The following is a 12,371-nucleotide window of genomic DNA, read 5'->3' as shown; positions in this document are numbered from 1 at the left end:
GCTGTATTTTTGCTATATTTAACATACTTTCTATAAAAGTTGATGACGAGCAAACCATGGAAAAAAGCAGTAAAATAAAGATAAAGCAATACGGAAATGAGGAGGAAAACGATGAACCGTATCCTGATTGTCGAAGACGACATCTCCTTAAGCAATGGAATTACACTGGCCTTAAAAGACCCTGACACTACTTTCGTGCAAGCCCATAGTCTCGCCGGCGCCAGAGATCAATTAAAAACCGCCGGATTTGATTTAATGATCCTGGATATTAATTTGCCGGACGGAAACGGACTTGAACTGTTGAAGGATATACGCAAAACAACAGCCATGCCGGTTATCGTCCTTACGATTCATAATTTGGAAACGGATATTGTAACCGGGTTGGAACTGGGCGCCGACGATTATATTACCAAACCCTTCAGCCTGATGGTATTGAGGGCGCGCGTGGCGGTGCAATTAAAAAAATCCGGAAACCAGCCCCTGGACTGCTTTCAACACGACGATTTCCGCTTTTCTTTTCATAAAATGGAATTCTTAAAGAAAGGAAGTCCTGTTGAGCTTAGCAAAACCGAACAAAAACTGCTGCGTATCTTGGTTGAACATAAAGGGATGACGGTTTCCCGCGAGCACTTAGTGGACAGCATCTGGACCGACGGAGCTGAATATGTGGGGGAAAACGCCCTATCTGTAACAATAAAAAGATTGCGTGACAAGCTTGAAGACAACCCTTCCGCGCCGCGATACATTAAAACGGTCTACGGGCTTGGTTATACATGGGCGCAGAAATGATGATTTTTAATTATCTATGCTTGGGTGTAGCCGCTTCCGCCGTAATCGGCGCTGCAATTACCGTCTTTTTATACCGGAAATATGTCAGAAATACGTTAAAAACAATTGATAATATGATCACGGCTGCTATTGACGGCAGTTTTTCGGAGCACGTCTTCGACGAGTCTTTGTTGTCTTCAGTGGAAGCCAAGTGCGCCCAATTTCTGTCCATTTATTCTGTATCGTCCCAAAAGTTGCTGGCGGAAAAGAATAAAATAAACAAGCTGATTTCCGATATTGCGCATCAGACAAAAACACCTGTCGCCAACATTCTGCTTTACTCCCAACTGCTTGGCGAATACGATTTGCCTCAGGATGTTTCCATATGCGTTAAAGCCTTGAATTCCCAGGCCGAAAAGCTTCATTTCCTTACTGATGTATTAGTCAAGACATCTCAGCTTGAGACGGGCATTATTAGTGTCTCTCCCCGCCGGGAAACGGTTCAAAAGCTGCTGGATTACGTAAGGCATCAGGTCTTTCCAAAGGCTGAAGCTAAAGGAATTTCGCTCGCTATACCAGATACGGCCATCCACGCCCGCTTTGACTTGAAATGGACCGCGGAGGCCGTCTATAACGTTGTCGATAATGCTGTAAAATACACGGATAAGGGTGGAAGTATCGTCGTTCGGGTTAGTGAATATGAGTTATTCTGCCGGATCGATATTACCGACACCGGAATCGGAATTGCGGAAGAGGAACAAACGAAAATATTCAAACGTTTCTATCGCTCCCCAGCCGTACAGATGCAGGAAGGCGTCGGCATTGGATTGTTTTTAACCAGAGAGATTTTAACCGCCGAAGGAGGATATATTCGGGTAAAGTCCGATTTTGGGAGCGGTTCTACCTTTTCGATATTTCTCCCTATCGACAAATTTCCACAATAAGAATCTGCATTAGACTTTTTGTTTTGAGGAAATACCGTAATTTAAGCATTCAATATTATTTTATTGAAATGACTCTCCAATTCCCTATCGTGCGTAATTAATAATATGGTATGGTCCAACTTAAGCTCTTCTAATATAGCCATAAAATTTTGTTTGACAATGCGATCCAAATTTGCAGTCGGCTCGTCAAAAATTAAAACCTCTTTATTGCCAAAAATGGTCCGTAAAATCGCAACAATCTGCTGTTGTCCGCCGGACAGGGAAAAATTTTTTCCGATGATTTGGGCGTTTCCGCCATCCTGGATAAATTTCTTGGTATCCAATAACTTAATATAAGCATCCAATCGCTCGATAGGGATTCCCTGTTTTCCTAAAGTTATGTTATTCATAATAGTATCCATATACATTACAGATTCCTGAAAACAAATGCCTATTTTACCGTTCACCTCCTCCCGTTTCCATTCCCTTAGTTCTATCCCGTCAAGAAAGATATCGCCCGTATAATTGCAATTGATCTTCGTTAATAATTTCAGCAGCGTACTTTTTCCGGCTCCATTGCGTCCGGATAAACAAAAAATCTCATGGCTATCGATAGAGAAGCTAATGCTCGATAGAACATCTTCTATTCCGTTATAGCTGTAGCTTACATTTCTGAATTCTAAATGCATCGTTGACTCACCTCGAAATAAAAGTATTGTTTATTTTACAGCTTTCATAGCCTATCTCCTTGTTCATGACACCAGGTACCATTTATTTGTCATAAAATACATTTCAGCTATTTTTAATCATTGAAGTTCTTTCAAGACTGTTAGAATTCTGAAAGATTGTGGAAAGATCAGTATGGTAATGTCTGTGTTGTAGAAATGCTTGCAAGCACAGACATTAACAGACATTATTTGTTTTGGAGGAGATCCGATGAAGATATTAGAAGCCAATAACCTGAAGAAATTTTATGGCAGCGGTGAGACTGCCGTTCATGCTTTGGACGGGGTGACCCTCGAGGTGGAACATGGGGAATTTGTCGCCATCGTCGGCACATCCGGCAGCGGCAAGTCCACCCTGCTGCATATGCTCGGTGGTCTGGACCGGCCGACAAGCGGAAGCGTCACGGTCGACGGCAAGGACATCTTTTCGCTTAAAGATGAAGAATTGACCATTTTCCGCCGCCGAAAAATCGGGTTCGTCTTCCAAAATTATAATCTGGTGCCTGTCTTAAACGTGTATGAAAATATTGTGCTCCCGATTGAATTGGATGGGAAACAAGCGGACAAAAACTATGTGGACAAAATTGTAAATACGCTGGGACTTGAGAATAAACTAAACAATTTGCCGAACAATCTCTCCGGCGGACAGCAACAGCGCGTAGCCATTGCCAGAGCTCTGGCAGCGAAACCGGCGATTATTTTGGCCGACGAGCCGACCGGAAATCTGGACAGCAAGACCAGCATGGATGTCATGGGTCTTATTAAGGTGTCCAGTCAACAGTTCCGCCAAACAATCGTGATGATTACCCACAACGAAGAAATCGCCCAAATGGCGGACCGCATCATTCGCATTGAGGACGGTAAATTAATCGGCGGTGCGGTCGGATGATCAAAGTAAAGAATAAAAAAGTCATCCGTAAGCTGGCGGATAAAAGTTATAAAACCAATAAAACGAGAAATCTCATCGCCATTTTAGCGATAGCTCTCACTTCATTGTTATTTACGGTGCTGTACACCATGGGCTTAGGCACCGTGGACAGCATACAGCAGACTACGCTGCGGCAGGCTGGCGGCGGTCATGCTGTCCTCAAACATATTGATGATGAGGTATTCACGAAGATTAAGGAACATCCTTTGATCAAAGAAATCGCCTATAGACGAATTTTGAGCGACGGTGTTTTAAACAATGAATTTTTAAAACGACAAACAGAGTTTTGGTATTACGATGATGCAGCGCTAAAGCTCGGATTCATTAAGCTGGCTGGCGGCCGTAAGCCTGTAGCCGAAAATGAAGTAATCGCCGATACCCAAACATTGCAGTTGCTGGGGATTCCCTTAAAGGTTGGCGAGCCTTTAACCCTGCAGCTTGACATTCGCGGCAAACAGGTTGAACGCAGGTTTAACCTTTCCGGCTGGTGGAAGAGCGACCCGATGTTTAATGCGGGACAAATCTACGCTTCCAGAGCTTATTTGGATGCGCATCACGCTGAACTGCAGAACACATATAAGAAAGACAAGTTTTATACAGGGACTATTCACCCTACTATCATGTTCAACAATAGTCTTGATTTGCGCGGCAAACTCGATAAAGTGATCATTGAGAGCGGATATTCTCTTGATGAAGAGGCAGCAAACTATGTCGAGAGTAATGTAAATTGGGCGTACCTTGCAGCCAATTTCGGTAATATGGACCCTGGAATCATAGTTGCGCTTATTTTAATGCTGCTGCTGATCATGTTTACCGGGTATTTGATTATTTATAATATTTTTCAAATTTCGGTAATACGAGATATTCGTTTTTACGGCCTCCTGAAGATGATCGGCACCAGCGGCAGACAGATCCGCCAGATTATTCACCGACAAGCCATGCTCCTGTCGGTCATCGGCATCCCCCTCGGCTTAATCATAGGCTACATAGTGGGAAAGTCGCTTGTTCCTCTGATTATAAACAACACGAACTTAGCCGGCGCGGAAGCATCGGTATCCCCGAGTCCGTGGATTTTTATATTGGCCGCGCTGTTTACACTTATCACGGTGTTTATAAGTACCAGCAAGCCGGGCAAAGCAGCCTCAAGCGTGTCGCCGGTCGCGGCGACGAAATATGTAGACCGAATTCCCGGGAACAAGACCATGCCGTTGAAATCCACACGCGGCGTAAGCATGCGCAGCATGGCCCGGGCTAATCTGGGGCGCAGTAGAAAACGTACACTTATGGTCGCGATCAGTTTATCCTTAAGTCCCGTACTCCTGAACACCGCGTTTGACCTCTCGCAAAGTATAGATACAAACAAATATTTGTCATCCCAGTTTGGCGATACGGACTTTCTTATCGGACATGCGGATTTGTTCAAACAGGAGTTTGTCGGACATGAAAACGGAACTTCCGAAAGCTTTATTCAAGCGGTTCAAGATCAGCCGGGTTTTGAAGAAGGTTGCCGATTATACGGAGACCGAAATGTATTTACGGTTGACAAATCAAAGCCTGCTGGAGATGTGAACGATGGAGTTGATGCCTACGGCAATTACATTGCCCAAGTATTCGGACTTGAAGAGTTGTGCATGGGCTATCTTCAAATCATGGACGGTGAGCTCGATTCTGGCAAGTTAGCTTCAGGCAGATATATTTTGGAGGGCGTCGATCTCAACGATTACGGCGAACCATATTGGGAACGAACGAAATACAAAGTGGGCGAGAAAGTTACGCTTCATAAGTTTATGGGGAACGAGGAAGCTACGATGGACCGATATAAAACCTTTCATTTTACGGTACTCGGTCATGTGGCTATGAAGGAGTACTCTAATTCTGATAGCAGAGCAATGAGTTATAACTTTTATCTCCCTGCGGACATCTATAAGTCATTGACGCGGCAACGCACGGTGATGAGTTATGCTTTTAATGTATCCTCCAATGAAGAAGCCGGCATGGAACACTTTTTGAAAAGTTACACCAAGACAACAGAACCGTTCATGGATTACCGGTCCAAATTTACCGTGTTAAATGAAGTATCGGGAATGCAAACAACGGTGAAGATGATTGGCGGCACGCTTAGCCTAATCATTGGTCTGATCGGTGTCCTAAATTTTGTAAATGCAATTCTAACCAGCATTATCACCCGGCAGCAAGAGCTGGCCATGTTGCAAAGTATCGGTATGACCAAACGGCAATTACGCAGCATGCTGGCTTTTGAAGGATTTTATTATGCGTTGGGCACTAGTTTGCTCTCTACCCTGCTAGCTATCATATCTTCAGTCTTCATTGTAAGACCTTTGAGTAATACCATTTGGTATTGTAGCTACCATTTTGTTATTTGGCCTGTACTAGCTGTATTGCCTATATTGTTTGCTCTCGGTACCCTCATTCCATTAGCGGTCTATTCTTCGAACAGCAAACGAAGTATTGTGGAGCAGCTTAGGCTGGCAGAATAAGTTAGTAAGCTATTACAGAACAATCGCTTTTTATTACACTTAGATATTTTTATTAGATTTTGGTTTTATGCTGTATCTAAGTTAACTGTGCATCTGATTATATTCATTGATAAAGGGAGCGTGTAAAATGGAAAAATTAGAACTGTTGGAAGCGGAACAATTTGACATGTCCATTCAAAGTTATTGCGATCCAAATGATTGTAATCATGATTGTTTTCCTACCGGGCGAAATGATTGCGGCTCTTTTTTGTCAAGAAAACAATAAGCATAAGAATAAGTCTTAGTATCAATAAATAGTAATACTCAGATGCATAGTTAGCTTTTATGTCCGAATTCTAAATATATGGTTAATCCACCTCTTCGGCGTTCATAATTAACTCGACTCTGTCGATGGATACTTTGGCCTGTTTCCAGCCGGCAACGTAGTTAGTCACCGCTTTAATCGGTCCTATTATTTGATTTGAGTAATATACAAACACCGTTAATATTCCTACGGTTATTTGATCGTGCATAACCAATAACGCTCCGACGCCCAAAAGAAAAACATTCCCGACCAAAATGATAATTGAAGGAACGATAGCGGCTATTTTAAGCGTGTTTCCCCTTTTTCGGTTTGCTTCAAGCGCCTTCTCCTCTAACGGCATATAGTTGCTTAAAACATAGTCTTTCAATCCCAGTCCGATAGAATACAGTATGGAATGAAGCGTCCCTCTTATGTAATAGAAAGAGTCATCATAGGCTTCCAACACGATTTTGCTTTTTTCCGTGATTTTTTTGTTAAAATACGTCTGGCTGATGAACGACAGCAACATAACCAAAAGGATGATAATAAATAATTTAGAATTGTAAACTAGCAGAACTATTGTAATCACTATAAGAAACAGCAGGTTGGATATAAAAATCGGAATGCCGTTGGACAGCCATCTTTCAATAATTCCTACATCGTTTGTAAACAAGGATAGCAGCTTATCATTATGTGCATTTATCGTCTCTCCGGGTAAACGAAAGAGCTTGGCCAGCAATTTTTGTTTCAGATTAAATGATATTCGTTTCGCTAATGCGGTAAAAATAAACTCGGAAAACAGGCTGAAGCAGTGAGACAGAACATACAATCCTATGGAGATCATCATAAACTTAAAGATCAAGGAAATGTCTCGCAACTCCAACCCGGCGTCTATAATTTTGCTGATGTATTGCGGAATCAACGTGCTGACTACGGCATCCGCAGCCTGAAGCATTAATAGCAGGAGAACAAAAAGATGGAGATGGCCGACTCCGGCGGCAATCCACTTATACTTCCCGAACATAAAGTTTCCCCCCCCCGTGCAATCAACAATGCGCTACTCTATATTACAACTCTAAGAGGCATTCCCCTTAGTTAATGCCATCAATCACCTTTTTTCTGTCACAAAATACATCAACTGCAGTTTATTTTGTCAGCAAAACATCGGATTATGACATCTGAACCATATTGTCAAAAAATAATGATTTATTTAATGTAGCGAATGATTGCATGAGAGGAGAGTCTGTATGAAATATGTATTTAATCCTTACTTGCATGAGTTATTCCACGATCAACAGGCCATTATCGCCAATACGAAAACAGGCAACTTTCTGAGGACCTCCAAATCCTATTATCACGTACTAAAAGAACTGATCGATTCCGAAGAAACCGGACAGTTGTTAAATTTAACGGAAGATGCGCCTCACTCTGAAGTTGTTCAGAATTTAAAGAAACTGTTTGATGCCCTGGTGAATATCGAATGCATTCTAACGGAAGATCAATTAGCAGATATCTATCGGGAACGCCTGGATGTCGTTTACCTGGCCTTGACCAATAAATGCAATCTGAAATGCAAGCACTGCAGCGCTTCCGCCGATATCCGTTTCACCGATGCACTAACAACAGACAAGATTAAGGAAACTATTGACCGGATCGTCAAACTCCGGCCTGAAGCCGTCAATTTAACGGGTGGAGAACCAATGATGCGCGTTGACTTCATGGAGGTACTGGCTTATCTAAGAGCCAAGTACGACGGGGCGGTTTTATTAGCCACAAACGGTCTATTTATAAACGAAAAAAATGCCGGACAGCTATTGAAATATATCGATCATATCTCTTTTAGTGTCGACGGATATGATGAAGAGACCTGTGCCAAGATCAGAGGCAGAGGCATATTTGGCAGAGTTATCCGAAATATCCATCTGTTAAAAAGTCTAGGGTTCAAGAAAATTTCTTTATCCATGACCATAACAAATTATACTTATGATGGAGGTAGAGAGCGCTTCCTTCATTTATGTGAGCAACTAGAGGTGGAGCCAATTGTTCGCACTTTAACATCGGAAGGCAGAGCGGGGGTAAATAGTGAGGAGCTTTTCCCTTCTCAGCCCCTTGCAGCAAAAAATGTCCCTAAAGACTTAAACTGTAGGTTATGTTCTCCCGGTAAAAGGGAGTTGTTTATTGGCGCAAATGGAAATATTTATCCGTGCGGCGGATTGATGGAGTCGGATCATTTTATATTAGGCAATATCTTTAATAATGATTTACTGGAATTATTAACTATCGGAAACTCACAAGTTGACTTTTCTCCCGTCGATCGGGCAAGACCTTGGAATCTCGAACCTTGCAAGAGCTGCGATGTCAACTTATTTTGCCACCATTGCATCAGCAATATTTATTACCTGCGGCTGAATAAGCCGTTGTTTGCTGCCGTATGCCAACAACACAAGGCGGAATTAACGCAAGCTATCTGGAAGGATTAGAAATAAAATAAGGGGAGGTTGGAAGATGAATTTTACGTATTGGGTGACAGAAGATTGTAATTTACGATGCAGTTATTGTTATGTCAATAAAGCTCCACAAAAGATGGATCAGGAAACAGCAGCCAAGTCCGTGCAATTCACTGAAAAAATACTTGCCGCAAATCCGGTAAAACGTAACGATAAAATCCACATTGGGTTGCATGGCGGTGAACCATTGCTTAATTTTTCAATCGTCCGTTACCTTATCGAAGAATTAAAAGCCAAAATTACCGGAAACGTTACTTTTTCAATGACCACAAACGGAACAATTCAGCAGTATGAGATACTTGATTACGTTGCGAATCAGGTGGAATTATCCGTAAGTATAGACGGAAAACAAGAAAGCCACGATATCAACCGCCTCTATAAAAATGGACAAGGCAGCTATAAACGGGTGATTCAAACCCTTGACTATTTAAACAGTCAGTCCATCATTTACCGGGTAAGAATGACAATCACCCCCAACAATGTCGCTTATCTGACCGATAACTTTATTGACCTTTATGAAAGAGGCTGCCCGGTGGTTGCATTTGCTCTGGATGACAGCAATCTTCATTGGAACAAACAGCTTATGGAAATCTATCAGCGAAATTTAAATGAGATTTTTTCATATTTGGTGAAAAAGAATTTTACTGATGCCCAGTATTATCTGTTTAATTTCAAAAACGAATATTTCAGGCCCAGAGGTACCTGTGACGGTTGTCATACAAGTTTTCATTTCTCCAGTGAAGGAAAAATTTATCCTTGTATTTTTGCTGTAGGTCATGAGGAATTCGCCATGGGCAGCGTATTTACCGGGTTGGATGCAGCGCGCTTATCCTATTTGGATAAAATTAATCAAAAAGATGAAGGTAACTGCACGAAATGCGCTATGTACAATAATTGTCGGAGTAAAGTCTGCAAGATTATCAATAAAATTCAAACCGAAAATTTCTACAAGGCGTCACCTGTATTGTGTACAGCTCAAAAAATCCACTACTCTACAGTCAAAAAATATGACTACATATTGGAAAATTTCATAGCAAACCATTGAACTTCAGCGAATATTTTCTCCTTAATTTAAAATATAAGTTCTTTCAACACTGTTAGATTCCAGAAAGATCATGGAAAGATTCTTATGTTAATCTTTGTACTATAAGCGATTATCGTACAAAGATTTTTTTTTGGAGGAACCGAAATGAAAATATGCGTCCCAATGATCAAAGTAAAGAACAGTAAAATCGTTCATTATTTAGCGGACAAAAGTTTACAAGCGAATAAAACCCGCAATATTATTGCGATTATTGCGATTGCCTTAACCGCTTTATTGTTTACAACTTTGTTTACTATGGGACTTGGCACAGTGGAAAGCTTACAGCAAGCTACGATGAGGCAGGCAGGCAGCGATGGTCATGCCGTACTTAAATATCTTACCGATGATGAATTTAACAAAGTCAAAAGCCACCCGCTTATCAAAGAAATCGCTTATGAACGCTTGTTAAGCAGTAAGATAACAAATCGAGAACTTTTAAAGCGCCATGCGGAATTTTGGTATTATGACGAGGTCGGGCTTAAACTCGGTTTTATTGAGCTTGAAGAGGGGCGCCAACCGGTAGCGGAAAATGAAGTCATTGCTGATTCGGAAACCCTAAAGTTACTCGACGTACCATTAAAGGTAGGTACCCCCTTAACCCTTAATCTTCTGATCCACGACAAAGAAGTGCAGCGTGACTTTATTCTTTCCGGTTGGTGGAAAAGCGACCCCGTGTTCAACGTAGGTCAAATCTTTGCTTCCAAAGCCTATGTGGATGCTCATGCGGAAGAATTGCACAGCACCTATAAGCAGGATTGTGATACCACCGGAGTAATCAGCGCATATCTCATGTTTGATAATAGCTTGGACTTGCAAGGAAAACTTAATCAAGTGATTAATGAAAGCGGCTTTTCCCTTGATAAAAATGCTTCCAACTATATTGAAGGTAATGTTAACTGGTCGTACCTCTCCACCAATTTCTCTTTTGACGGGGGAACAATTGTTGCGCTATCTGCCGGGCTGCTGCTTATTATGCTCACCGGATACTTAATCATCTACAATATTTTTCAAATCTCGGTGATGCGGGATATTCGCTTCTACGGTCTTCTAAAAACGATCGGCACAAGCAGCCGGCAAATCCGCCGAATTATTCGCAGACAAGCGCTGTTTCTTTCGGCAATCGGAGTCCCTATCGGGCTGCTGGGCGGTTATTTTGTAGGTAAATCGTTTGTCCCATTACTGATGAGCAACTCTTCATTCGTGAGCGGCGAAGTGAAAGTATCTCCAAGCCCTTGGATTTTTATCGGCTCCGCTCTATTCGCTGTCATGACTGTTATGATCAGCACTTTTAAACCCGGCAGAATGGCTGCGGCGGTGTCGCCGGTTGAAGCTGCAAGGTATGTGGATCGAGGAACTACCAGGCGGATCGGCAAACCAAAGAAATCGGCCAACGGTGCAAAAATGCCGCTGATGGCCTACGCTAATCTGGGCCGCCATAAAAAGCGTACCGTCCTGGTCGTAATCAGCCTTGCTTTGAGCCTAGTGCTTTTAAACACAACGTTTACGTTATCCCAAAGTATGGATATGGATAAATATTTGGCCAGTTATATCGATAGCGACTTTCTCATTGCGCATGCCGATTATTTTAAAGAAAATTTCACCGGCCTCGACAACGAGACATCGGAAAGCTTTGTCCAAGCCGTACAGCAACAACCTGGTTTTGAAGAAGGAGGGCGTATATACAGCGGGACAAATATATTCTCTGTTGATTATATTAAGAATGAAGAGGGATACGAACCCGATGCTCGTGGGCACTTGCCCGTAACCGCGTATGGGTTGGAAAAACTGCCTCTTCACCGGCTTCAATGGATTGACGGTAAATCTGATTTTAACAAGCTCGCTTCAGGAAATTATATTTTGGAAGGAGTTCCTCTGGACGATAATAACAACCCGGAGATGCAATATGCCAGATATCAGATAGGTCAAAAGGTGACCCTTCATTCGGATCAAATGAATACAAGTCGTGAATTTACGGTTCTTGGTCATGTAGGCTTAACAAGTACCAATTCGGGTACGGACGCCGCGGGTTACGCCAGCTTTTACCTTCCAGCGGAAATCTTCAAGTCTCTTGTTAAACAGCCTGCTGTAATGAGCTATGCTTTTAATATTTCCACGGATCAGGAAACAGCGATGGAGGCTTTTTTAAAGAATTATACGGAAACAACCGAGCCTATGATGCACTACAGATCCAAATTTATAGTTATGAATGAATTTAAGGGGCTTCAGGATACGGTTAATATGATTGGCGGTACGCTCAGCTTAATCATTGGTTTGATCGGTATGCTTAATTTTGCGAACGCAATTCTTACCGGAATTTTAACCCGGCGGCAGGAATTCGCCATATTGCAAAGTATCGGAATGACAATGAAGCAATTAAGGACCATGCTCGTTTATGAAGGATTGTACTATGTAGCGGGAACTAGTTTATGTTCCGTCTTATTAGGAAGTCTCTTTTCCGTCTTGGTTGCGAAACCGTTAAGCAATTTGATGTGGTTTATGAATTATCATTTTATTCTCTGGCCGCAGATTGCCATGCTGCCGATTCTTCTGGTAATGGGGGGTTGTCTTCCCATTGCTATCTACGCTTGGAGCGGCAAACAAAGTATTGTTGAACGGCTTCGTTCCATTGAATAATAAATTACCATAGCAAAAAGA

General features: G+C 42.2%; 9 protein-coding genes. 7 read left to right on the top strand and 2 right to left on the bottom strand.

Features of this window, described 5'->3' with window-relative positions; all coding sequences use genetic code 11:
* The first annotated feature begins 111 nt into the window (after nt 1–111).
* Nucleotides 112–789 (top strand): response regulator transcription factor, encoded by a 678-nt coding sequence (locus NYE74_RS13555; protein WP_036621106.1) that lies wholly within the window; start codon nt 112–114, stop codon nt 787–789.
* A complete protein-coding gene (locus tag NYE74_RS13550; protein WP_371861046.1) occupies nt 774–1,712 on the top strand; it encodes a sensor histidine kinase in 939 nt (312 codons plus the stop codon). The genes NYE74_RS13555 and NYE74_RS13550 overlap by 16 nt, the downstream gene beginning before the upstream one ends.
* Nucleotides 1,713–1,753: 41 nt before the next feature.
* On the opposite strand, the gene NYE74_RS13545 is transcribed toward NYE74_RS13550, so the two are convergent.
* Nucleotides 1,754–2,380, bottom strand: a complete 627-nt coding sequence (locus tag NYE74_RS13545; RefSeq protein WP_036621105.1) for an ATP-binding cassette domain-containing protein — start codon at nt 2,378–2,380, stop codon at nt 1,754–1,756.
* 247 nt (nt 2,381–2,627) lie between these two features.
* Here NYE74_RS13545 and NYE74_RS13540 point away from each other — a divergent pair, with 247 nt between their 5' ends.
* Both NYE74_RS13540 and NYE74_RS13535 read left to right on the top strand, forming a co-directional pair.
* Nucleotides 2,628–3,305, top strand: coding sequence for an ABC transporter ATP-binding protein (locus tag NYE74_RS13540; protein WP_036621103.1), 678 nt, complete (start codon nt 2,628–2,630; stop codon nt 3,303–3,305).
* Entirely contained in the window at nt 3,302–5,842 is a 2,541-nt protein-coding gene (locus tag NYE74_RS13535) for an ABC transporter permease (RefSeq protein ID WP_341004859.1), read from the top strand. The genes NYE74_RS13540 and NYE74_RS13535 overlap by 4 nt, the downstream gene beginning before the upstream one ends.
* Nucleotides 5,843–6,189: 347 nt before the next feature.
* On the opposite strand, the gene NYE74_RS13530 is transcribed toward NYE74_RS13535, so the two are convergent.
* On the bottom strand, nt 6,190–7,149 hold the full coding sequence (locus NYE74_RS13530) for an ABC transporter transmembrane domain-containing protein (protein ID WP_036621099.1): 960 nt from the start codon (nt 7,147–7,149) through the stop codon (nt 6,190–6,192).
* A gap of 223 nt (nt 7,150–7,372) precedes the next feature.
* Here NYE74_RS13530 and NYE74_RS13525 point away from each other — a divergent pair, with 223 nt between their 5' ends.
* The 3 genes from NYE74_RS13525 to NYE74_RS13515 all read left to right on the top strand — a co-directional run bounded on the left by NYE74_RS13525 (nt 7,373) and on the right by NYE74_RS13515 (nt 12,350).
* A complete protein-coding gene (locus NYE74_RS13525; protein ID WP_036621097.1) occupies nt 7,373–8,605 on the top strand; it encodes a radical SAM/SPASM domain-containing protein in 1,233 nt (410 codons plus the stop codon).
* Between the two features lie 25 nt (nt 8,606–8,630).
* Nucleotides 8,631–9,677, top strand: coding sequence for a radical SAM/SPASM domain-containing protein (locus NYE74_RS13520; RefSeq protein ID WP_036621095.1), 1,047 nt, complete (start codon nt 8,631–8,633; stop codon nt 9,675–9,677).
* A gap of 162 nt (nt 9,678–9,839) precedes the next feature.
* Complete coding sequence (locus tag NYE74_RS13515; RefSeq protein WP_036627814.1) at nt 9,840–12,350, top strand: ABC transporter permease; 2,511 nt, start codon at nt 9,840–9,842, stop codon at nt 12,348–12,350.
* Nucleotides 12,351–12,371 lie beyond the last annotated feature (21 nt).

The sequence above is a fragment of the Paenibacillus sp. FSL P4-0127 genome, assembly GCF_038007325.1.
Taxonomy (GTDB): Bacteria; Bacillota; Bacilli; order Paenibacillales; family Paenibacillaceae; genus Fontibacillus; species Fontibacillus macerans.
The sequence above is the reverse complement of the archived record's forward strand: the minus strand, read 5'-3'. Positions and strand labels throughout refer to the sequence as shown.

Bases quoted from the DNA above. Each gene is read 5' to 3' on its own strand.
- NYE74_RS13555 (WP_036621106.1), top strand. From the start codon at position 112: ATGAACCGTATCCTGATTGTCGAAGACGACATCTCCTTAAGCAATGGA.
- NYE74_RS13550 (WP_371861046.1), top strand. From the start codon at position 774: ATGGGCGCAGAAATGATGATTTTTAATTATCTATGCTTGGGTGTAGCC.
- NYE74_RS13545 (WP_036621105.1), bottom strand. From the start codon at position 2,380: ATGCATTTAGAATTCAGAAATGTAAGCTACAGCTATAACGGAATAGAA.
- NYE74_RS13540 (WP_036621103.1), top strand. From the start codon at position 2,628: ATGAAGATATTAGAAGCCAATAACCTGAAGAAATTTTATGGCAGCGGT.
- NYE74_RS13535 (WP_341004859.1), top strand. From the start codon at position 3,302: ATGATCAAAGTAAAGAATAAAAAAGTCATCCGTAAGCTGGCGGATAAA.
- NYE74_RS13530 (WP_036621099.1), bottom strand. From the start codon at position 7,149: ATGTTCGGGAAGTATAAGTGGATTGCCGCCGGAGTCGGCCATCTCCAT.
- NYE74_RS13525 (WP_036621097.1), top strand. From the start codon at position 7,373: ATGAAATATGTATTTAATCCTTACTTGCATGAGTTATTCCACGATCAA.
- NYE74_RS13520 (WP_036621095.1), top strand. From the start codon at position 8,631: ATGAATTTTACGTATTGGGTGACAGAAGATTGTAATTTACGATGCAGT.
- NYE74_RS13515 (WP_036627814.1), top strand. From the start codon at position 9,840: ATGATCAAAGTAAAGAACAGTAAAATCGTTCATTATTTAGCGGACAAA.